The sequence below is a fragment of the Mycolicibacterium cosmeticum genome, from assembly GCF_000613185.1.
GTDB classification, from domain to species: Bacteria; Actinomycetota; Actinomycetes; order Mycobacteriales; family Mycobacteriaceae; genus Mycobacterium; species Mycobacterium cosmeticum.
Window position 1 is genome coordinate 820,713 of record NZ_CCBB010000003.1, and the last position, 20,205, is coordinate 840,917.

Annotated in this window: 21 protein-coding genes; 13 read left to right on the forward strand and 8 right to left on the reverse strand. The window is 68.8% G+C overall.

Going from position 1 to position 20,205, the window contains the following annotated elements:
- Positions 1-2: 2 nt before the first annotated feature.
- Positions 3-1,991: a PTS mannitol transporter subunit IICBA gene (locus tag BN977_RS23095; protein WP_036401788.1), complete on the reverse strand. Its 1,989-nt coding sequence runs from the start codon at positions 1,989-1,991 to the stop codon at positions 3-5.
- Between the two features lie 187 nt (positions 1,992-2,178).
- Here BN977_RS23095 and BN977_RS23100 point away from each other — a divergent pair, with 187 nt between their 5' ends.
- Together BN977_RS23100 and BN977_RS23105 are read left to right on the forward strand one after the other, a co-directional pair.
- Positions 2,179-3,264 (forward strand): zinc-dependent dehydrogenase, encoded by a 1,086-nt coding sequence (locus BN977_RS23100; RefSeq protein WP_024455191.1) that lies wholly within the window; start codon positions 2,179-2,181, stop codon positions 3,262-3,264.
- An 82-nt stretch (positions 3,265-3,346) separates the two neighbouring features.
- A complete protein-coding gene (locus tag BN977_RS23105) occupies positions 3,347-4,465 on the forward strand; it encodes a GGDEF domain-containing protein (RefSeq protein WP_046872948.1) in 1,119 nt (372 codons plus the stop codon).
- Here BN977_RS23105 and BN977_RS23110 read toward each other — a convergent pair whose 3' ends face one another.
- Positions 4,466-4,840, reverse strand: a complete 375-nt coding sequence (locus BN977_RS23110; RefSeq protein ID WP_024455189.1) for a hypothetical protein — start codon at positions 4,838-4,840, stop codon at positions 4,466-4,468.
- A 111-nt stretch (positions 4,841-4,951) separates the two neighbouring features.
- Here BN977_RS23110 and BN977_RS23115 point away from each other — a divergent pair, with 111 nt between their 5' ends.
- From BN977_RS23115 to tsaD, 8 genes are all read left to right on the forward strand, one after another.
- Positions 4,952-6,421 (forward strand): bifunctional ADP-dependent NAD(P)H-hydrate dehydratase/NAD(P)H-hydrate epimerase, encoded by a 1,470-nt coding sequence (locus BN977_RS23115; RefSeq protein ID WP_036401790.1) that lies wholly within the window; start codon positions 4,952-4,954, stop codon positions 6,419-6,421.
- An 11-nt stretch (positions 6,422-6,432) separates the two neighbouring features.
- Positions 6,433-7,815: a glutamate decarboxylase gene (locus BN977_RS23120; RefSeq protein ID WP_024455187.1), complete on the forward strand. Its 1,383-nt coding sequence runs from the start codon at positions 6,433-6,435 to the stop codon at positions 7,813-7,815.
- Positions 7,816-7,912: 97 nt separating this feature from the next.
- Complete coding sequence (alr, locus tag BN977_RS23125) at positions 7,913-9,058, forward strand: alanine racemase (RefSeq protein WP_036404233.1); 1,146 nt, start codon at positions 7,913-7,915, stop codon at positions 9,056-9,058.
- 5 nt (positions 9,059-9,063) lie between these two features.
- On the forward strand, positions 9,064-10,179 hold the full coding sequence (locus BN977_RS23130) for an alpha/beta fold hydrolase (protein WP_036401794.1): 1,116 nt from the start codon (positions 9,064-9,066) through the stop codon (positions 10,177-10,179).
- The gene (tsaE, locus tag BN977_RS23135; protein WP_036401797.1) at positions 10,172-10,636 is read left to right on the forward strand and encodes a tRNA (adenosine(37)-N6)-threonylcarbamoyltransferase complex ATPase subunit type 1 TsaE; all 465 of its coding nucleotides are present in this window, start codon (positions 10,172-10,174) and stop codon (positions 10,634-10,636) included. The genes BN977_RS23130 and tsaE overlap by 8 nt, the downstream gene beginning before the upstream one ends.
- On the forward strand, positions 10,633-11,265 hold the full coding sequence (gene tsaB / locus BN977_RS23140) for a tRNA (adenosine(37)-N6)-threonylcarbamoyltransferase complex dimerization subunit type 1 TsaB (RefSeq protein ID WP_036404235.1): 633 nt from the start codon (positions 10,633-10,635) through the stop codon (positions 11,263-11,265). Before tsaE ends, tsaB begins: the two co-directional genes overlap by 4 nt.
- The gene (gene rimI / locus BN977_RS23145) at positions 11,262-11,711 is read left to right on the forward strand and encodes a ribosomal protein S18-alanine N-acetyltransferase (RefSeq protein WP_036401800.1); all 450 of its coding nucleotides are present in this window, start codon (positions 11,262-11,264) and stop codon (positions 11,709-11,711) included. The genes tsaB and rimI overlap by 4 nt, the downstream gene beginning before the upstream one ends.
- Complete coding sequence (gene tsaD / locus BN977_RS23150) at positions 11,708-12,727, forward strand: tRNA (adenosine(37)-N6)-threonylcarbamoyltransferase complex transferase subunit TsaD (protein WP_036401803.1); 1,020 nt, start codon at positions 11,708-11,710, stop codon at positions 12,725-12,727. Before rimI ends, tsaD begins: the two co-directional genes overlap by 4 nt.
- Here tsaD and BN977_RS23155 read toward each other — a convergent pair.
- The gene (locus BN977_RS23155; RefSeq protein ID WP_036401806.1) at positions 12,724-13,929 is read right to left on the reverse strand and encodes an HNH endonuclease signature motif containing protein; all 1,206 of its coding nucleotides are present in this window, start codon (positions 13,927-13,929) and stop codon (positions 12,724-12,726) included. The two genes, tsaD and BN977_RS23155, sit on opposite strands and share 4 nt — an antisense overlap.
- Before the next feature lie 69 nt (positions 13,930-13,998).
- Here BN977_RS23155 and BN977_RS23160 point away from each other — a divergent pair, with 69 nt between their 5' ends.
- A complete protein-coding gene (locus tag BN977_RS23160) occupies positions 13,999-14,457 on the forward strand; it encodes a nuclear transport factor 2 family protein (RefSeq protein WP_036401808.1) in 459 nt (152 codons plus the stop codon).
- A gap of 11 nt (positions 14,458-14,468) precedes the next feature.
- Here BN977_RS23160 and BN977_RS32515 read toward each other — a convergent pair whose 3' ends face one another.
- The 5 genes from BN977_RS32515 to BN977_RS23185 form a co-directional block, all read right to left on the reverse strand.
- Positions 14,469-14,699, reverse strand: a complete 231-nt coding sequence (locus tag BN977_RS32515; RefSeq protein WP_109790271.1) for a hypothetical protein — start codon at positions 14,697-14,699, stop codon at positions 14,469-14,471.
- 256 nt (positions 14,700-14,955) lie between these two features.
- Entirely contained in the window at positions 14,956-15,501 is a 546-nt protein-coding gene (locus BN977_RS23170; RefSeq protein WP_165576353.1) for a hypothetical protein, read from the reverse strand.
- Between the two features lie 50 nt (positions 15,502-15,551).
- Positions 15,552-17,195 (reverse strand): hypothetical protein, encoded by a 1,644-nt coding sequence (locus tag BN977_RS23175; RefSeq protein WP_036401810.1) that lies wholly within the window; start codon positions 17,193-17,195, stop codon positions 15,552-15,554.
- A 6-nt stretch (positions 17,196-17,201) separates the two neighbouring features.
- Complete coding sequence (locus BN977_RS23180; RefSeq protein ID WP_036401812.1) at positions 17,202-17,492, reverse strand: WXG100 family type VII secretion target; 291 nt, start codon at positions 17,490-17,492, stop codon at positions 17,202-17,204.
- A 1-nt stretch (position 17,493) separates the two neighbouring features.
- On the reverse strand, positions 17,494-17,811 hold the full coding sequence (locus BN977_RS23185; RefSeq protein ID WP_036401813.1) for a WXG100 family type VII secretion target: 318 nt from the start codon (positions 17,809-17,811) through the stop codon (positions 17,494-17,496).
- 272 nt (positions 17,812-18,083) lie between these two features.
- Here BN977_RS23185 and groES point away from each other — a divergent pair, with 272 nt between their 5' ends.
- Positions 18,084-18,386, forward strand: coding sequence for a co-chaperone GroES (gene groES / locus BN977_RS23190; RefSeq protein WP_024455177.1), 303 nt, complete (start codon positions 18,084-18,086; stop codon positions 18,384-18,386).
- 87 nt (positions 18,387-18,473) lie between these two features.
- On the forward strand, positions 18,474-20,093 hold the full coding sequence (gene groL, locus BN977_RS23195; protein ID WP_024455176.1) for a chaperonin GroEL: 1,620 nt from the start codon (positions 18,474-18,476) through the stop codon (positions 20,091-20,093).
- Positions 20,094-20,205: the final 112 nt, after the last annotated feature.

Consider the following 20,205-nt stretch of genomic DNA (forward strand, 5'->3'; position numbering starts at 1 on the left):
ACCTATGCGCCCGCGCCCAGGACCGCGCGCACCTCCTCGGCGGTGCCGGCCGCACGCAGCCGGGCCACCTGCTCCTTGTCCAGGAACACATGGGCGATCCGGGTGAGCAGAGCCATGTGGTCGTCACCCGCGCCGGCGATGCCGACCACGAACTCGGCGGGCTTGCCGTTCCAGTCGATCGGATCGGGGTAGCGGACGAACGAGATCCCGGTCTTGCGGATGGCGCCCTTGGCCTCGTTGGTCCCGTGCGGGATGGCCAGGCCGTTGCCCATGTAGGTGGACACCGACTGCTCGCGCTCGTGCATCGCATCGACGTAGGACGGGTCGACCGCGCCGGCCGCCACCAGCAGCTGCCCGGCCTCGGTGATGGCGTCGTGGGCGTTGGCCGCCGAACCGTTGAGCACGATCGACTCGGGCCCGAACACGTCGGCGCCGGTCTTGGCGGGCTCGTCGGGCTTTTCCGACGCGGCGGCGGGCGTGGTGCCCGTGCCGTTGGTCTGCTGCAGCAACTCCACGATCTCGTCGTAGCGCGGCGTGCTCATGAAATCGTCGACCGACACGTGGATGGCCGATGCGGTCCGTTGCCGGGCCCGCTCGGTGAGGTCGCGGTGGGTGACCACCAGCCCGTAGGTGTCGGTCAGGTTGGCGATCGACTGGTTGGTCACCTTGACGTCCCCGAAGCCGGCCGCCTGCACCTTCTTGCGCAGCACCGAGGCACCCATCGCCGAGGATCCCATCCCGGCGTCGCAGGCGAACACGATGCTGCTGATCCGGCCGGGGTCGGCGCCGGTCAGTGCGGCCGCCACGCTGGAGCGTTTGCCCTTGAGGGACTCCATCTCGGCGGTCGCGGCGGCCAGGTCGGGCTCGTCGGTGCTGCGGTCGGTCTTGAGCAGCAGGGCGGCCACGGCGAACGACACCCCGGTGGAGGCCAGCACGGCCAGCGTCACGCCGAGGAAGCTGCTGCCCGGCGTCTGGGCGTAGATCGCGATGATCGACCCGGGCGCGGCCGGGGCCCGCAGCCCCGAACCGAACAGCACGTTGATGAACACGCCGGTCATGCCGCCCAGGATGGTGGCCGCGATCAGCTTCGGCTTCATCAACACGTACGGGAAGTAGATCTCGTGGATGCCGCCGAAGAACTGGATGATCGCCGCGCCGGGCGCCGACGCGCGCGCCGCCCCGCGGCCGAACACCATGAAGGCCAGCAGGACCCCGAGGCCCGGGCCGGGGTTGGTCTCGAGCAGGAACAGGATCGACTTCCCGGTCTCCAACGCCTGGGTGGTGCCCAGCGGAGTCAGCACGCCGTGGTTGATGGCGTTGTTCAGGAACAGCACCTTGGCCGGCTCGATGAGCAGCGACGTCAGGGGCAACAGGTCGTTGTCGACCAGGAAGTTCACCGCGTTGCCCGCGCCCTTGGTGAACGCTTCGACGATCGGCCCGATGCCGAAGAACCCGAAGACGGCCAACAGCAGCCCCAGGATGCCGGCCGAGAAGTTGTCCACCAGCATCTCGAAGCCGGGCCGGATCTTGCCCTCCCACAACGCATCCAGCCGCTTCATGCAGTAGCCGCCGAGCGGGCCCATGATCATCGCGCCCATGAACATCGGCACGTCGGCGCCGGTGACCACGCCCATGGTGGCGATCGCGCCCACCACCGCACCGCGGTTGCCGTGCACCATCCGCCCGCCGGTGTAACCGATCAGGATCGGCAGCAGGTAGGTGATCATCGGGCCGACGATTCCGGCGCCGTCGAAGTCACCCCAGCCGCCGATCTTGGCGACCCAGCCACTGGGATCCTGCAAGTTGTGGAAGATGCCGGTGAGCCAGCCGGCCTTGATGAACAGGGCGGTGATCAAACCCCAGGCGATGAACGCGCCGATATTCGGCATGACCATGTTCGACAGTGCGGTGCCCAGTTTCTGCACCCGCACGCGTGCGCCGCCGCGTGGTGCCCCGCCGGACGGCGCTGCAGGGGTTTCGACCAGGGACATGGTGACCTCCGGATTGTCTCGGTGTCGGCCGGCGCGTGGGTGACGCCGGTCACATGCCTGCAAGTTAACCGCACAACCGGGCATGATTGCAAGCAATCAGGCGCAAATGGGCACAAAAGTGTGTGGAGTTATGACCGTTTCCGGTAGAGTCGGTTCAGCATGTAACCCCCGACACAGGAGGACCGTCATGAAAGCCCTGCGTTACTACGCGCCTGAGGACGTCCGCCTGGAGGACGTGCCGGAGCCGCAATGCGGGCCCGACGAGGTCAAGATCCGGGTGCGCAACTGCTCCACCTGCGGCACCGACGTCAAGATCCTGCACAACGGTCACCAGAACCTGACGCCGCCGCGCACCCTCGGCCATGAGGTGGCCGGTGAGATCGTCGAGGTCGGTGCCAACGTGAACGCGACCTACGGCAGCCAGTGGCAGGTCGGCGACCGGGTACAGGTCATCGCCGCCGTGCCGTGCGGTGAATGCCATGAGTGCCGCAAGGGCTGGATGGCGGTGTGCCAGAACCAGACATCGATCGGCTACCAGTACGACGGTGGGTTCGCCGAATACATGATCGTGCCGCGTCAGGTGCTCAAAGTCGATGGGCTGAACCGGATCCCGGACAACGTCGGCTACGACGAGGCCTCGGCCGCCGAGCCGTTCGCCTGCGCCATCAACGCCCAGGACCTGCTCGGCATCGAAGAGGGCGACACCGTCGTGGTGTTCGGCGCGGGGCCGATCGGCTGCATGCACATCCGCATCGCCCGCGGTGTGCACAAGTGCGGACCCGTGTACCTGGTCGACGTCAACGCCGCCCGACTGCAGATGTCTGCCGACGCGGTGTCCCCGGACGAGGTGATCAACGGTGCCGAGGTCGACGTGGTCGAGCGGGTGATGGAGCTGACCGGCGGGCGCGGCGCCGACGTCGTCATCACCGCCACCGCCGCCAACATCACCCAGGAACAGGCCATCGCGATGGCGGCCCGCAACGGCCGGATCTCGTTCTTCGGCGGCCTGCCGAAGACCAACCCGACCATCACCTGCGATTCCAACGTCGTGCACTACCGCCAGTTGCACATCCACGGCGCCAACGGATCGGCACCGATCCACAACAAGCGCGCGCTGCAGTACATCTCGACCGGCCAGGTTCCGGTCAAGGACCTCATCACCCGGCACATCCCCATCGACAACGTCCTGGATGCCTTCGACATCGTGCAGAAGGGTGAGGCCATCAAGGTGACGGTCGAGCCGAGCACGGTCGCCGTCGGCGCCGCCGGTTAGCCCCGGCTCGGGGTACCGCACCCCCGGTCGGGTGCTCTAGGTTCGTAGGCGTCCGTCGACGTCGACTCCGTGGGGGCTGCGGTTGCTGCTAGATGCCAAGTCCCGTCGTGCCGTTGGCCGTGCGTTGTCGCAGTGGTGGACCACGCCCGTCGACTACGACGGCCAGGTCGAGTACTTCGCCGAGCGGTCGCTGACCGGACTGATCCAGTTGCTGATCGGCGCCGCCGCGGCGGCGGTGGGCGGCGTGGTGGTCATGGGCCAACTGTCGGACACCGCGGCGCAGCCGCTGTACGCGCGCGTCGTCGCACTGGCCTTCGCGGCCTGCACCTTCGCCGGTGCGCTGGCCTGGTGGCTGGCGCCGTGGCCGTCACGGCGCATGTCCCGGGTCTGCATCGTCTGCTTCGACGTGGGGGTGGTGGCGGTGTCCCTGGTCAACATCCGGGCCCTGTCGGGCATCTTCGCGCTGAGCGCGCTGATTTTGGTGTCGTTCTACATCGTCTTCTTCGATGGGCCCAAAATCATTGTGCTGCACGGTCTCTGGTCTGTACTGGCCATGGTGGCGCTCGCCATCACGATCGGTGCGCAAGTGCACGGCGATCTGTTCCTGGTACTGGCCCGGGCGATTGCCGGCACCACGCTCGCCTTCGCACCCGCGGCAGCCCAGTTCGCGATCTGGGTGCTGCGCACCGATGCCAACGAGGCGACCACCGACCCGCTGACCGGGTTGCTCAACCGGCGCGGCCTGTCCATCCACGTCGACGGGCTGGTGCGCCGCGCGGTCAAGGGTGAGCGCACCGTGCTGGTGGCCGTCATCGATCTGGACCGGTTCAAAGGCGTCAACGACGCCTTCGGGCACGCGGCCGGCGACGAGGTTCTGGTCCGCACCGCCCGCCGGTTGGAATCCGTGGTCACCAGCAGCGCCCTGGTGGCCAGGGTCGGCGGTGAAGAGTTCGTCGTCGTCGACATCGTCAGGTCGGGCGATGGTGCGTCGATGGGGGAGAAACTGCGTGCGGCGCTGGCCGATCACACCGATCGCGCGGTGACCGCCAGCATCGGGGTGACCGGCATCTCGGCGGCCACCTTCGCCGGCGGCGACGACCCGGTCGGGTTGCTGGGCCACCTCATCGCTCGTGCCGACAGCGCGATGTTCGCGGCGAAACGGGACGGCGGTGACAAGTCGGTGTATGTGGCTCAAGTCTGATCAGCCGCCCACCGCCGTCATATAACCCGCCAGGGCCAGCGCGCACGCCGCCCCGCACACCACCATCGTGCCCAGCGCCCAGGGCCAACCCCGCGCCCGGCGCACCAGCGCCACGATGGTCACCGCGGTCCCGGCGACGGCGATCAGCACCGCCACGCCGAAGCCGGTCAGTGCCGCCGTCACGCCGGCGTCGATATCGCAGGTGGCCGGCGGACAGTAGTCGGTGAACGCCATCATGAACACGCCCAGCACGGCGGCCGCGCCGCCGCCGGCGTAGGTCAGTACCAGCAGGGTGATGGACACCCCCAGGTCGACTCCCGAACGCGGCGGCCGCACCGGCGGAGGTGCCGGGTTCGGCGGGTAGCCGTACGTCATGAGCGGTGACTCTAGCCCGGTGATGCGACGCGCGCGGCCGGGATTGGACCCGCACTTTCGCCGCGACGCGTAACGTGTTGGCGCGCGGTCAAATCGAGCGGACGGGAGCCGATGCGCCACTATTACACCGCAGATGCGATTCGAGCCGCCGAGGCGCCGTTGCTGGCGGCCCTGCCCGACGGTGTACTCATGCGGCGCGCCGCGCACGGACTGGCGTCGGCGATCGCGGGGGAGTTGCGCGCCCGCTCCGGTGGCGTTTTCGGCCGGCGGGTGTGCGCCGTGGTCGGTTCCGGCGACAACGGGGGTGACGCCCTGTGGGCGGCCACCTTCCTGCGCCGCCGCGGTGTCGCGGCCAGCGCGGTATTGCTCAACCCGGAGCACACCCACGCCGCGGCGCTGGCGGCGTTCCGCCGGGCCGGCGGGCGCACCGTCGACGCGATCCCGCCGGCGACGGATCTGGTGATCGACGGTGTCGTCGGCATCTCCGGTCGGGGCCCACTGCGCCCCGCCGCGGCCGAGGTATTCGGCGCCAGTGCCGCACCGGTGGTCGCCGTCGACATCCCCAGCGGTGTCGACGTACACACCGGCGCCGCCGACGGGCCACATGTCACGGCCGCGCTGACCGTGACGTTCGGCGGCTACAAACCCGTACACGCGCTCGGCGAATGCGGGCGTGTCGAACTCGTCGACATCGGGCTGGACCTGCCGCCCAGCACGGTGCGCGGACTCGAGGCCGCCGACGTCGCCGCGCGGTGGCCGGTGCCGGGGCCGCACGACGACAAGTACACCCAGGGTGTGACCGGCATCCTGGCAGGCTCGGCCACCTACCCCGGTGCGGCCATCCTGTGCACCGGTGCGGCCGTGGCCGCCACCTCGGGGATGGTGCGCTACGCCGGCAGCGCGGCCGCGAACGTGGTGACGCGCTGGCCCGAGGTGGTGGCCGCGCCCCGGGCCGAAGCCGCCGGCCGGGTGCAATCGTGGGTCGTCGGGCCGGGGCTGGGCACCGACGAATCCGCCGCCGAGGCTTTGCATTTCGCGCTGGCCACCGAATTGCCGGTGATCGTCGACGCCGACGCGCTGACTTTGCTGGCCGCCCATCCCGAGTTGGTGGAAAATCGTTCCGCGCCAACCGTTCTCACCCCGCACGCCGGGGAATACCAACGGGTGGCCGGCCACCCGGTCGGGGCGGACCGGGTCGCCGCCGCGCGTGAGCTGGCCCAGCGGCTCGGTGCCACGGTGCTGCTCAAGGGCAACGTCACGGTCATCGCCGGCCCCGGGGCGAGCGAAGCGACGGGAATTGACGCCGGGGCGAGCGAAGCGACGGGGAGTGACGGTGATGTCAGCTACCTCAACCCCGCCGGCCAATCCTGGGCCGCCACAGCGGGATCCGGCGATGTGCTGTCCGGGATCATCGGCGCGTTGCTGGCATCGGGCCTGCCGCCCACCGAGGCCGCCGCGATGGCGGCGTACGTGCATGCCCGCGCCGCCGGATTGTCCGCCGCCGACCCGGGACCGCGTGCCGTACCCACGTCGGCGGAAGGCATTCTGGCCCATCTCCGTTCATCCGTCGCGCAACTCTAGAAGGGATCCCCATGCCAGCACGGCACACGCCAGGACCGTCCATCTCACCGGCCTACACCGGTCGGTTGTCCACCGACCCGGTGCCGTCGCTGCGGCTGCCCGACGACTCGATGGAGGCCGAGGCCGCCTACCGCTTCATCCACGACGAGCTGATGCTCGACGGCAGCTCCCGGCTGAACCTGGCCACGTTCGTCACCACGTGGATGGAACCCGAGGCCGACAAACTGATGGCCGAGACGTTCGACAAGAACATGATCGACAAGGACGAATACCCGGCCACCGCCGCCATCGAGTCACGCTGTGTGGCCATGGTGGCCGACCTGTTCCACGCCGAGGACCTGCGCGACGACGATCCGGCCACCGCGGTCGGGGTGTCCACCATCGGGTCCAGCGAGGCCGTCATGCTGGCCGGGCTGGCGCTGAAATGGCGGTGGCGGGACAAGGTCGGTGAAGGGTGGAAGACCCGCACCCCCAACCTGGTGCTGGGCTCCAACGTGCAGGTGGTCTGGGAGAAGTTCTGCCGGTACTTCGACGTCGAACCGCGCTACCTGCCGATGGCGGAGGACCGCTACGTGATCACGCCCGAGCAGGTGGTCGAGGCCGTCGACGAGGACACCATCGGCGTGGTCGGCATCCTGGGCACCACCTTCACCGGCGAGTTGGAGCCGATCGCCGAGATCTGCGCGGCCCTGGACACGCTGGCCGCCGGCGGTGGGGTCGACGTACCCGTGCACGTGGACGCGGCCAGCGGCGGCTTCGTGGTGCCGTTCCTGCATCCGGACCTGCAATGGGATTTCCGGCTGCCGCGGGTGGTCTCGATCAACGTCAGCGGTCACAAATACGGGCTGACCTATCCGGGTATCGGATTCGTGGTGTGGCGCAACAAGGACCACCTGCCCGAGGACCTGGTGTTCCGGGTCAACTACCTCGGCGGCGACATGCCCACCTTCACCTTGAACTTCTCCCGGCCCGGGAACCAGGTGGTGGGCCAGTACTACAACTTCCTGCGGCTGGGCCGCGCCGGATACACCCAGGTGATGCAGTGCCTGTCGCAGACCGCGCGGTGGCTGGGCGATCAACTGCGGGCCAGCGAGCATTTCGAGGTGATCACCGACGGGTCGGCCATCCCGGTGATCAGTTTCCGGCTCAAGGGCGACCCGGGTTACACCGAGTTCGACCTCTCGCACGCGCTGCGCGCCTATGGCTGGCAGGTGCCGGCGTACACGATGCCCGAGGGCGCCGAGGACGTCACCGTGCTGCGGGTCGTGGTCCGGGAAGGCTTCTCGGCCGACCTGGCCCGCGCGCTCAAGGAGGACACCATCACCGCCCTGCGGCATCTCGACGAGCTCAAGCCCAACGGACACTTCGACGAGGTGCAGCCGTTCGCGCACTGAACTGTGACGGTGCGCCGCCGAACGTGCACATGTGATCGGCATCTCGGCCGATCTTCGCAAACCGGCTCACGTTCGCGGGCATGCGAAAATGGTGGCGATGCAGACATCCGATGTTCTCGGCGCACAGGCCCTCATCGATCTCGATGCGGTCGCCCACAACGTGGGCGTTCTGCGTGAGCACGCCGGGTCCGCCGAGGTGATGGCGGTGGTCAAGGCCGACGGGTACGGGCACGGCGCGACGCCGGTGGCCAGGGCCGCGCTGGCTGCGGGCGCCGCAGAACTCGGGGTGGCCACCGTCGACGAGGCGCTGGCCCTGCGCCACGACGGCCTCAGCGCACCGATCCTGTCCTGGCTGCACACCCCCGGCACCGACTTCGGACCGGCGGTGGCCGCCGACGTCCAGATCGCGGTGTCCTCGCTGACCCAGATCGAGGACGTGCTGGACGCGGTGCGGCGCACCGGGGTGACCGCGGTGGTGACCCTGAAGGTGGACACCGGGATGACCCGCAACGGGGTGGCCGCGGCCGACCTGCCCGCGGTGCTGACCGCGCTGGGCCGCGGCGCCGCCGATGGGGCGCTGCGCTTGCGCGGCATCATGAGCCACCTGGCCAACGGCGACGACCCGGCGCACCCGGAGGCCACCGACCGGCAGGCCGAGCGCTTCGACGCCATGCGCGCCACGGCCCGCGCGGCCGGCGTCGACTTCGAGATCGCCCACCTGTGCAGTTCGCCGGGCGCGATGACCCGCCACGACCTGGCCTACGACATGATCCGGCCCGGTATCGCGCTGTACGGGCAGAGCCCCATCCCCGAACTCGGCGATATGGGGTTGCGGCCCGCGATGACGCTCAAATGCCCTGTCGCACTGATCCGTTCCGTACCGGCCGGGGAGGGCGTGTCCTACGGACACACCTGGGTCGCGCCGCACGACACCACGCTGGCGCTGCTGCCCATCGGCTACGCCGACGGGGTGTACCGGCCGCTCAGCGGGCGGCTCGAGGTGCTGATCAACGGCCGCCGCCGGCCCAACGTGGGCCGGATCTGCATGGACCAGTTCGTCGTCGATCTCGGTCCCGGCGCACCCGACGTCAGCGTCGGTGACGAGGCGATCCTGTTCGGCCCCGGGGACGACGGGGAACCCACGGCCCAGGATTGGGCCGACCTGCTGGGCACCATCAACTACGAGGTGGTCACCAGCCCGCGGGGCCGCGTCACCCGGGTCTACAAGGGCGAAGCGGGCTGAACCCGGTGACCGACGACGACGCTCGGCCGCACCCGGACCGGGGCAAGGTGCCCTGGCTGGCCGGGCTCGCAGGACTGGCGGCGGTCGGCTCGGTGGCCGGGGTGTCGGTCGCGCGGTCGGTGGGCCGGCGGGTCGGTGATGACGACCCCTACGCGCACGAGGATTTCGAGCTGCTGCACGCCGACCGCAGCGCCGTGGTCACCACGCCCGACGGTGTGCCGCTGGCGGTGCGCGAGGTGGGCCCACCCGACGCCCGGCTGACCGTGGTGTTCGCCCACGGGTTCTGTCTGCGCATGGGCGCGTTCCACTTTCAGCGGGCGCGACTGGCACAGCAGTGGGGCGACCAGGTGCGGATGGTGTTCTACGACCAGCGCGGCCACGGGCTGTCCGGGCACGCCCCGCCGGACACCTTCACCGTGCCGCAGCTGGGGCAGGACCTGGAATCGGTGCTGGCGGTGATGGCCCCCCGCGGGCCCGTCGTGCTGGTCGGTCACTCCATGGGCGGCATGACGGTGCTCTCGCACGCCCGCCAGTTCCCGAAGCGGTACGGCAGCCGGATCGTCGGCGTGGCGTTGATAGCCTCTGCCGCCGAAGGGGTTTCGCGCTCACCGTTGGGCGAGATCCTGAAGAATCCGGCCCTGGAGGCGGCCAGGTTCGCCGTCCGGTACGCGCCCGGACTGGTCAACCGCGGGCGCGGCGCCGCGCGTTCGGTGCTGGGGCCGGTGCTGCGCGCCGCGTCGTACGGGGACGAGAAGGTCAGTCGCAGCGTCGTGGCATTCTCCGAGCGCATGATGCACGAAACCGCGATGACCACCATGGTCGGTTTCCTGCACGCGCTGGAGGTGCACGACGAGCGCGCGGCGTTGACGACGCTGGCCAAGGTCCCGACGCTGATCGCGTGCGGGGACCATGATCTGCTTACCCCGATGGAGTACTCGCAGGAGATGGCGGCGGCGCTGCCGAAATCGGAGCTGGTGATCGTCGAGGGCGCCGGTCACCTGGTGCAGCTGGAGCAGCCCGAGGTGATCGACGACGCGCTGGTCCGCCTGGTGGAACGGGCCACCCCGTCGCGGCTGGTCGCCCTGACCCGGCGGCTCAAGGAACGGGCCCGGCATGTCTGAGCGGGAGGACGGCACCGCGGTGCTGGCCACCGAAGCCGACACCATCGCGCTCGGCGTGCGGCTCGGGGCGCAGTTGCGCGCGGGTGACGTGGTGGTGCTGGCCGGGCCGCTGGGCGCCGGAAAGACCGTGCTGGCCAGGGGGATCGCCCGGGCCATGGACGTGGACGGGCCGGTCACCTCGCCCACGTATGTGCTGGCGCGGGTGCATCCGGCCCGTCGCGCCGGGGCGCCCGCGTTGATCCACGTGGACGTCTACCGGTTGCTGGATCAGACCGATGACATCCTGGGGGAGCTGGATTCACTGGACCTGGACACCGAGCTGGAGGATGCGGTGGTGGTGGTCGAATGGGGTGAAGGGCTGGCCGAGCGGCTGTCCGACAACCACCTGGACGTCCGGCTGGAACGCGATGCCGACACCGACACCCGCACTGCGACGTGGCAGTGGAGCAGGTCATGACCCTGGTCCTGGCCATCGACACCGCCACCCCCGCCGTGACGGCCGGCATCGTCCTCGTCGGTGATGAGGTCACGACGCTGGCCGAGCGGATCACCGTCGACGCCCGCGCACACGCCGAATGCCTGACTCCGAATGTGCTTGCCGCCCTTGCCGACAGCGGCAGATCGATGGCAGACCTGGAGGCCGTGGTGGTGGGGTGCGGGCCGGGCCCGTTCACCGGCCTGCGGGTGGGGATGGCGACCGCGGCGGCCTACGGTCACGCGCTGGGCATCCCGGTGTTCGGGGTGTGCAGCCTGGACGCCATCGGCCGGTCGACCAGCGGTGAGGTGCTGGTGGTCACCGACGCCCGGCGCCGCGAGGTGTACTGGGCCCGGTACCGCGACGGCGTGCGCGTGGTGGGCCCCGAGGTCCATGCCGCCGCCGACGTGCCCGCCGACGGGCTGGACGCGGTGGCCGGTTCCCCCGTGCACGCCGCCGTTTTCGGTTTACCGGTGATGGGTCCCGAGTACCCGTCGTCCGCCGAACTGGCTGCGGTGGTTACGGATTGGACCGCCGAACCCGAGCCGTTGATACCGCTGTACCTGCGCCGCCCGGACGCCAAGTCGCTGGCCGAACGGGGCTTGGCGTGACCGTGATCGACGCGCTGACCCCGCTGGATGCGGATCGCTGCGCCGAACTCGAAGCCCAACTGTTCGCCGGTGACGATCCGTGGCCGCCGTCGGCGTTCCTGCAGGCCCTGGAGGCCAAGCACAACCACTACGTGGCCGCGCGCGACGGTGACCGACTGGTGGGGTACGCCGGGATCGCCCGGCTGGGCCGGATTCCGCCGTTCGAGTACGAGGTGCACACCATCGGCGTCGACCCGGACTACCAGGGCAACGGGATCGGCAGGATGCTGCTGGCCGATCTGTTGGACTTCGCCGACCGGGGTGTGGTTTTCCTGGAAGTGCGCACCGACAACGACGCGGCGATCAACCTGTACGAGAGCGTCGGTTTCGTCACCGTGGGACTGCGCAAGCGGTACTACAAGGTCAGCGGCGCCGATGCCTACACCATGAAGCGAGATCCCAGATGATCGTCTTGGCCATCGAAAGTTCCTGTGACGAAACGGGAGTCGGTATCGCGCGGCTGGCGGACGGCACGGTCACGCTGCTGGCCGACGAGGTCGCCTCCAGCGTCGACGAGCATGCCCGCTTCGGTGGCGTGGTGCCCGAGATCGCCTCCCGCGCCCATCTGGAATCGCTCGGCCCGACCATGCGCCGGGCCCTGGACGCGGCTGGGGTGAGCCGGCCCGACGTCGTCGCCGCCACCATCGGACCCGGCCTGGCCGGCGCGCTGCTGGTCGGCGTCGCCGCCGCCAAGGCCTATGCCGCGGCCTGGGATGTGCCGTTCTACGCGGTGAACCACCTGGGCGGCCATTTGGCCGCCGACGTCTACGACCACGGCCCGCTCCCGGAATGCGTCGGGTTGCTGGTGTCCGGCGGGCACACCGAGTTGCTGCACGTACGCTCGCTGGGGGAGCCCATCGTGGAGTTGGGCAGCACCGTCGACGACGCGGCGGGGGAGGCCTACGACAAGGTGGCCCGGCTGCTGGGCCTGGGTTACCCGGGCGGACGGCCGCTGGACGAGTTGGCCCGCACCGGCGATCCGACCGCGATCGTGTTCCCGCGCGGGATGACCGGACCGCGTGATGACCCGTATGCGTTCAGTTTCTCCGGCCTGAAGACCGCGGTGGCACGTTATCTGGAACGCAATGCGGATTTCTCGGCCGCGGATGTGGCGGCGGGATTCCAGGAGTCGGTGGCCGATGTGCTGACCGCGAAGGCGGTGCGGGCCGCCACCGACCTGGGGGTGTCGACGCTGCTGATCGCCGGTGGGGTGGCCGCCAACTCACGGGTACGCGAGCTCGCCGAAGAACGCTGTGCGGCAGCCGGTTTGACACTGCGCGTGCCGCGGCCACGGCTGTGCACCGACAACGGTGCCATGATCGCGTCGTTCGCCGCGCATCTGATCGATGCCGGGGCGCCGCCGTCCTCGCTGGCCGTGGCCAGCGATCCGGGCCTGCCGGTGGTCAAGGGACAGGTGGCCTAATTCACCGACGGCGGTGGCTGCGGTTGGAACGGGTTGTACCACCACCATTGGGCGCGTTCGCCGGTCGGACCTTTGTAGGCGCCGACGGTCGGTGGCGCCGTGGTGGGAGGGTGGGCGAGTGACCCGCCGTGCAGTGGGTCGCCGTCGGCGTCGGTGACGACGAGGCGGTGCGCGGGGCCGGTGATGGTGATCTCGCCGCGGTGATGCATGCGGTGGTGGTGGGGGCAGAGCAGGACCAGGTTGTCCAGCTCGGTGGGGCCGCCGTCCTCCCAGTGCACGAGGTGATGCGCGTGCAATCCTCGACTGTTGGCGCAGCCGGGCACGACACAGTGCCGGTCACGGTGTTCCAGGGCGCGGCGGAGCCGGCGGCTGATGGTGCGGGTGGAGCGCCCGGCCCCGATCGGTCGGCCCTCACGCTCGAACCACACCTCACACGTGGCGTCACACAACAGTTCCCGGCGCTGATCGTCGGTGAGGATCGGCCCGAGATGCAGGGCGGCGGGCTGATCGACGTCGACGTGCACGATGACGGTGGTGTGTTGGCCGTGGGGGCGGGCCGCGACGTCGGTGTCCCAGCCGGCGTGCACCAGGCTCATGAACGCATCGGTCTGGGTGGGGAACGGTGTCTGGTCGCCGGGGTGGTCGGCGATCAGGGCGTCGTGGCGGGACTTCAGGGCGGCGTCGAGTGTGGCGGCTTCCAGCCGGGGCAGGGTGATGCGGTAGGTGGTGTGCTCGCCGTGCTCGGTTCTGGTGATCTGTGGTGTCGGTTCGGGCTTGCCTTTGGGCTGCGGGCGGGGCACGAAGTTGATCGCGGTGCGCAGCTGGCTGACGGTGGCCGATAAGGCCAGCTCGGCATAGTGGGCATCGGAGCCGTCGGCGGCGCGCTCGGCGATCACCCCGACCTGATCCAGCGAGAGCTTGCCTTCCCGCATGTTTTCGGCGCAGCGGGGGAAGTCGTCGAGGCGTTGTGCGACGGCGACCATGACCTCGGCGTTGCGTTCGGACATGCCCGTCTTCCACGCCACCAGTGCGTTGATGGAGCGCGCGCCGGTCATGCCGGCCAGTTCGGCACGGTCGATCTCGGCGACGATCTCGACCAACCGGCTGTCGATGGCGTTGCGCTGGCCCATCAGTTCGGCGACCTCACCGAATAGCCCCTCCAACCGCTCTTTGGGTGCCAAAGATGCTGCGGTGGTGGACATATCCCCATTGTTGCACCGGGGTCCGACAAGTACCGACCATCGCGCCGGCCCGTGGGTTAGGGTGGCCCGATGGCGGACCCGCAGGACAAAACGGCCATTGCCGAGTTGCTCTACACCTACGCCGAACTGATCGACGCGGGCGACTTCGACGGTGTCGGGAGACTGCTCGGACGCGCCTCGTTCGGCGGACCGGCCTCCGGTTCGGTATCGGGCGCCGAGAACATCGCCGGACTGTTCGCAGCGACCACCCGGCGCTACCCCGAACACGGCAACCGCCCGCGCACTCGCCATCTGGTGCTGAACCCGATCATCGATGTCGACGGTGATGCGGCGACGGCGCGGTCCACCTTCGTGGTGGTCCAGCACACCGAGACGGTGCCGCTGCAGCCGATCGTGGTGGGCCGCTACGCCGACGCCTTCGCCCGGGATGCGGGCGGGTGGTACTTCACGCAGCGACTGGTGGACGTCGAGATGGTGGGCGACGTGTCCGCCCATCTCAATGTCGACCCTGCGGTGTACGGACGGTAAATCACTGTCGCTCAGTCTGATTCGCCGTCTGCGGTGTCGGAGAATTCGGGTTGTTCGCGCAGGTGCCACCCGGCGGGCACCGTATGGGTGTCGTAGTAGTGCTGGAAGAGTTCGATGGCCTCGGTGGCGGTGAGGACTTCGGCGGGGCCGACGCGGTATTCGTGGTCGCCGTTGTGGATGGTCTCGGTTTCGGCGGTCTCCGTGGCGGCTTCGGGGTGGCCGATGGTGTAGAGGCGGTGCACGCCGGCATTGTCGCGTTGTTTGATCTCGACAGTCAGTCGGTCGGGGGCATTTCCTGTTGCCTGGATCCATTCGGTGGGGTGGATGTCGTCGTCATAGGCCGCGTCCGGGGGAGCGGGTAGATCGAGTACGAGGTGTATTTGCCGTCGCCAAGACGATTTATCCCAGCTGCCAGTTGACCCGCGATCTGCTCCGTGAAATTGCTCATCCATCCTGACGAGCGATTCGACTTCCGGATATGTGTCGGTCTTTCGAGTCTCACTCGCTCGTTCGCGGTTTCTGCTGAGCTTTCGGCGCCTTGGCGCCCTTGTCAGCGACCGGAGCCCGGCCCCGCGCCGTCGTTTCATCACCTTTCGCCGCTTGGCTTTTCAGGTGTTCTTCGACTGCGGTGTCGGAGAATTCGGGTTGTTCGCGCAGGTGCCACCCGGCGGGCACCGTATGGGTGTCGTAGTAGTGCTGGAAGAGTTCGATGGCCTCGGTGGCGGTGAGGACTTCGGCGGGGCGGACGCGGTATTCGTTGTCGCCGTTGTGGATCGTCTCGGTTTCGGCGGTCTCCGTGGCGGCTTCGGGGCGGCCGATGGTGTAGAGCCGGTGCACGCCCGCAGCATCGCGTTGTTTGATCTCGACGGTCAGCCGGTCCGGGGCGATGCCGGTGGTCTGGATCCACTCGGTGGGGTGGACGTCGTCGTCATACGCAGCGTCTGGCGGGAGCGGGTAGATCGACGTAGACGTGTACCTGCCATCGCCCAGACGCTTGATAATTGCCGCGATTTGCCCGGGGATTTCCTCGGTGAATTCACTCATCCATCCAGAACCCCGATTGGTCTTCTGAATGTGGGTGGGTCGTTCAAGTCTCATTCGCCCGGCACCGTTTCGACACGGACCCTGGTGATCTTCACGGTTTCCACTACCCCTTGCTCGTTGGTGATGGTGACGTATGCCGGATTGGTTGGGGACACCTGACTGTCGAAGGCGCGCTGCCCCGGTGAGAGCGATGCGCCACCTGACTTGACCTCGATGCCTTCGTAGGTGCCGTCGGGTAGGCGTCCCAAGCCATCGTAGAACCGACCACCACTCGCACCGCCGTTCACCGTCGCTTTGCGTTGCTCGGTGGTCACCCAGCGACCCGGATTGCGGTCCTCGTAGTTCTCGATACCCTCGGCTTCCCGTTGCCGCGCATATCCGCCCCCTTGCCGCCCGGTGATGTGCCCGTACGGGTCTCGGCCGTCGCCGCGATCGACACCCTCGCCAGGGCGCCCGATGTGAGCGTGCATCACGATCACGCCGTTCTCGGCGACATGCTGAGACAGGTCCAGCGCACCACCACCGGCGATGGTGGCGCCGCCGGCCATCAGCCCGGCGCCGGCGAGGTTGAGGGGAACACCACCGATGGCGCCCACGCCGGTGGCGTCGAGCAGCACACCGGGCACCTCGAGCCCGGCGCCCAGTCCCATCATGGCGGCGCCGCCGACCATCGCGGCCGCATCGAGCGGATTGTGCAGGGCCGCATTGCCAAAGCTCGCCGCGCCGTTCACCACATCGGCGAGCACGTTGTACGCGGCGTCGCCGAACTGTTCCAACTCCAGCTTCAGGTACTGGCCCATCGCCGAGATCACCGCCTCGGCGGCGGCGACGATGGGAGCCAGCAGTTGAGCCAGGGCCGCGACCTCGGCCTTGAAGTTGTCGATCACGACGCGGATATCGTCGGCGATCTTCTTGATCTCGTCGTTGTCGTCGCCGGTGACGATGTCCCACACTTCGCGAATGCCCGTGAGCGGATTGACGATCCGTGAGAGCAGATCGAGTATCGCGGCGTGGACGGCATCGATCTGGCCGGCGTAGTCGACCAAGTTCGACGACACGGTGACGCACTGGTTGAACAGGGTCGTCGAGTTCACGCTGGACGCGTTCACGGCTTGGCCGATCTTCGCGCCTTCCGGGATGTGCTGGCCGGCAACGACGCCGAACGCGCCGATCATCTCGGCCTCGGTGGCCAGGAATGCCGAGCCGGCAGCGGACCAGGCTTCGGCGGCGGCGCGCAGCCGGCCGGAGTCACCGTTGGGCCAGATCATGCCGAGGAACGGCTCGACCAGCGCCCAACCCAGGGGAGCGCTGTCGAAGTTACCCTGCGCCGACGGCGGCAGCGGTGCGCTGGCCGCTGGGGTCGGAGCCACCGCCGGCAGTGGCGGTCCACCGCTGCCGTGCGTGTTGGACGCGACCTCGGCGAGCGAATAGTTGACCGCGCTGGTGCGTACCGCATCACCGGTGCGCGCCATGCCGTTGGTCAGATCGATCATCGCTTCCAGCAGCGACTTGGCCGACGTGTCGTAGGCGCGGCCATGAACGATGCCGGCAGGGTCGTTCCCGCACATCCCGGCGGAGCCGGCCAGTGCGCCGCCGAGGACAGTTACTGCCTTGGCCAGGTCACCGGCCTGCGCGGTCATGGTTTGACCGGCCGCGTCCAGTGCTTTCGGGTCGACGACGATCGGCGGTGCCATCGCCGGTCACGACCACATGCTCAGATTGGCCCGGGCGGCCCCGGTGTAGTTCCGGTGCGCCTTACTGCCGGCCTCGTGCAGGTCCTTCAACGCGTCACGCATCTGCTGGGCGCCCGCGGTCCAGCGCCGGTGCGCGTCGGCCTGTGCCGATGCCGCCGTGCCCTGCCAGGTCGCGTGCAGACCCTCGACCTGCCGATCGACGTCGGCGATCATGGCCTCGATCCGCTTCTCGAAAGCGGCGATCCGATCCACGATCGCCATCAACTCGTCCGTGTTGACCCCGAACTCATCGGACATCTCACATACGGCCCGCGTCGCCGGACAAGGCTGCGGCCGCGGACTCGTCCTGTCGCCGGTAAGCGGTGGCCGCGGTGTTCAGCAGGTTGGCCATCTCGGCCAGGCCCGCGTGAACCTGCACCGCACCCTCGTGCCAGCGCCAGAACGACCGCGCGAAGGAACCGCTGGACAACCCTGTCCATCCGCTGCCCACGAACCCGGACACCTCGGCGTCCAGTGCCTGCAGTCCGCTGATCAGCTCGTCCGCGCTTGCCGAGACGGCCGCGGATACCCGTTGCACGACCTCCGGTGAAACCCCCAGTACTCCATCCCCCGTCATATTTTCACCGTAGGGTCGGTTTCCTGGGAGACCGCTGGGAGTTCGGGTTCGCAGGGCGGCGATGTCGAATCGGCTGGTGGCACCCGCGCTCGCACAATCAGAGCCCATCCTTGAGTGCTAGCACTCGCGTGTATAGAGTGCTAGGTGGCAGCGGCCAGCCCCAGCGCCGGCACCCGCGACGACGGAGCGAGGGCACGGACGTATGCCGAACACCTGGAAAACCGAGGACCCGGGAAAACCGGACTCATACCCAACAAGTGGAGGGCTCCATCGTGGCGAGCGTGAACATCAAGCCACTCGAGGACAAGATCCTCGTTCAGGCCAACGAGGCCGAGACCACGACCGCGTCCGGTCTGGTCATCCCCGACACCGCCAAGGAGAAGCCGCAGGAAGGCACCGTCGTCGCAGTTGGCCCCGGCCGCTGGGATGAGGATGGCGAGAAGCGGATCCCCCTGGACGTTGCCGAGGGCGACACCGTCATCTACAGCAAGTACGGCGGCACCGAGATCAAGTACGGCGGCGAGGAGTACCTGATCCTCTCGGCCCGCGACGTGCTGGCTGTCGTCTCCAAGTAACAAGCACTCGTGTCCCGCCCCGGAGATCCCCGTATGTGTACGGGCGATATCCGGGGCGGTATGCGTTCTTTCCCCTAAAGGACATTTATGAGCAAGCAGATCGAATTCAACGAGACTGCGCGCAGGGCCATGGAGGCCGGTGTCGACAAGCTTGCCGACGCCGTCCGGGTGACCCTGGGACCGCGCGGCCGGCACGTGGTGCTGGCCAAGGCCTTCGGTGGGCCGGTCGTGACCAACGACGGCGTCACCATCGCCCGTGAGATCGACCTCGAGGACCCGTTCGAGAACCTCGGTGCCCAGCTGGTCAAGTCGGTGGCCACCAAGACCAACGACGTCGCCGGTGACGGCACCACCACCGCCACCGTGCTGGCGCAGGCGATCGTCAAAGCCGGGCTGCGCAACGTCGCGGCCGGTGCCAACCCGATCGCGCTGGGCTCGGGCATCTCGAAGGCCGCCGATGCGGTGTCCGAGGCGCTGCTGGCCGCCGCCACCCCCGTCTCGGACAAGAAGGCCATCGTCCAGGTCGCCACCGTCTCGTCGCGTGACGAAGAGGTGGGCGAGCTGGTCGGTGAGGCCATCACCAAGGTCGGCCACGACGGTGTCGTCACCGTCGAGGAGTCCTCGACCCTGAACACCGAGCTGGAGGTGACCGAGGGCGTCGGCTTCGACAAGGGCTTCATCTCGGCCTACTTCGTCACCGACTTCGACTCGCAGGAAGCGGTGCTCGAAGACGCGCTGGTGCTGCTGCACCGCGACAAGATCAGCTCACTGCCCGACCTGCTGCCGCTGCTGGAAAAGGTGGCCCAGGCCGGCAAGCCGCTGCTGATCGTCGCCGAGGACGTCGAGGGCGAGGCGCTGTCCACCCTGGTGGTCAACTCCATCCGCAAGACGCTCAAGGCCGTCGCGGTCAAGGCGCCGTTCTTCGGGGACCGCCGCAAGGCGTTCCTCGACGACCTCGCCATCGTGACCGGCGGCCAGGTCGTCAACCCCGATGTGGGTCTGCTGCTGCGCGAAGCCGGCCTCGAGGTGCTGGGCTCGGCCCGGCGCGTGGTGGTCAACAAGGACAGCACCGTGATCGTCGACGGTGCCGGCACCAAGGCCGACATCGACGGGCGCATCGCCCAGTTGCGCAGCGAGATCGAGAACACCGATTCCGACTGGGACCGCGAGAAGCTGCAGGAACGGCTGGCCAAGCTGGCCGGCGGTGTCGCGGTGATCAAGGTCGGCGCGGCCACCGAGACCGATCTGAAGAAGCGCAAGGAAGCCGTGGAGGACGCGGTCGCGGCCGCCAAGGCGGCCGTCGAAGAGGGCATCGTCACCGGTGGCGGTGCCGCGCTGGTGCAGGCGCGCGCCGCTCTCGACGGCCTGCGGTCGTCGCTGTCCGGCGACGAGCTGATCGGCCTGGAGGCGTTCGCCAACGCGCTGTCGGCCCCGCTGTACTGGATCGCCACCAACGCCGGGCTGGACGGCTCGGTCGTGGTGAACAAGGTCGGCGAGCTGCCCAACGGCCAGGGCTTCAACGCCGCCACGCTGACCTACGGCGACCTGTTCGCCGAGGGCATCGTGGACCCGGCCAAGGTGACCCGCTCGGCGGTGCTCAACGCCGCGTCGGTCGGCCGGATGGTGCTCACCACCGAGACGGCTGTCGTCGACAAGCCGGCCGAGGAGGAAGAGCACGGCCACGGCCACCACGGTCACGCGCACTAGTTCGTAGCGTCGCGAAGCGCCCCCGGTCCGCTTGGGCCGGGGGCGTTTTCGTCAGCAGACCGACCGGCGCGCACCGACGTGCCGCATTCGGACCGCAAATCCGTACAACGGT

What these genes read in the sequence shown, in the direction of transcription:
- BN977_RS23095 (WP_036401788.1), bottom strand. Translation starts at nt 1,991, where the DNA reads ATGTCCCTGGTCGAAACCCCTGCAGCGCCGTCCGGCGGGGCACCACGC.
- BN977_RS23100 (WP_024455191.1), top strand. Translation starts at nt 2,179, where the DNA reads ATGAAAGCCCTGCGTTACTACGCGCCTGAGGACGTCCGCCTGGAGGAC.
- BN977_RS23110 (WP_024455189.1), bottom strand. Translation starts at nt 4,840, where the DNA reads ATGACGTACGGCTACCCGCCGAACCCGGCACCTCCGCCGGTGCGGCCG.
- BN977_RS23115 (WP_036401790.1), top strand. Translation starts at nt 4,952, where the DNA reads ATGCGCCACTATTACACCGCAGATGCGATTCGAGCCGCCGAGGCGCCG.
- BN977_RS23120 (WP_024455187.1), top strand. Translation starts at nt 6,433, where the DNA reads ATGCCAGCACGGCACACGCCAGGACCGTCCATCTCACCGGCCTACACC.
- alr (WP_036404233.1), top strand. Translation starts at nt 7,913, where the DNA reads ATGCAGACATCCGATGTTCTCGGCGCACAGGCCCTCATCGATCTCGAT.
- tsaE (WP_036401797.1), top strand. Translation starts at nt 10,172, where the DNA reads ATGTCTGAGCGGGAGGACGGCACCGCGGTGCTGGCCACCGAAGCCGAC.
- tsaB (WP_036404235.1), top strand. Translation starts at nt 10,633, where the DNA reads ATGACCCTGGTCCTGGCCATCGACACCGCCACCCCCGCCGTGACGGCC.
- tsaD (WP_036401803.1), top strand. Translation starts at nt 11,708, where the DNA reads ATGATCGTCTTGGCCATCGAAAGTTCCTGTGACGAAACGGGAGTCGGT.
- BN977_RS23155 (WP_036401806.1), bottom strand. Translation starts at nt 13,929, where the DNA reads ATGTCCACCACCGCAGCATCTTTGGCACCCAAAGAGCGGTTGGAGGGG.
- BN977_RS23160 (WP_036401808.1), top strand. Translation starts at nt 13,999, where the DNA reads ATGGCGGACCCGCAGGACAAAACGGCCATTGCCGAGTTGCTCTACACC.
- BN977_RS23170 (WP_165576353.1), bottom strand. Translation starts at nt 15,501, where the DNA reads ATGAGTGAATTCACCGAGGAAATCCCCGGGCAAATCGCGGCAATTATC.
- BN977_RS23175 (WP_036401810.1), bottom strand. Translation starts at nt 17,195, where the DNA reads ATGGCACCGCCGATCGTCGTCGACCCGAAAGCACTGGACGCGGCCGGT.
- BN977_RS23180 (WP_036401812.1), bottom strand. Translation starts at nt 17,492, where the DNA reads ATGTCCGATGAGTTCGGGGTCAACACGGACGAGTTGATGGCGATCGTG.
- BN977_RS23185 (WP_036401813.1), bottom strand. Translation starts at nt 17,811, where the DNA reads ATGACGGGGGATGGAGTACTGGGGGTTTCACCGGAGGTCGTGCAACGG.
- groL (WP_024455176.1), top strand. Translation starts at nt 18,474, where the DNA reads ATGAGCAAGCAGATCGAATTCAACGAGACTGCGCGCAGGGCCATGGAG.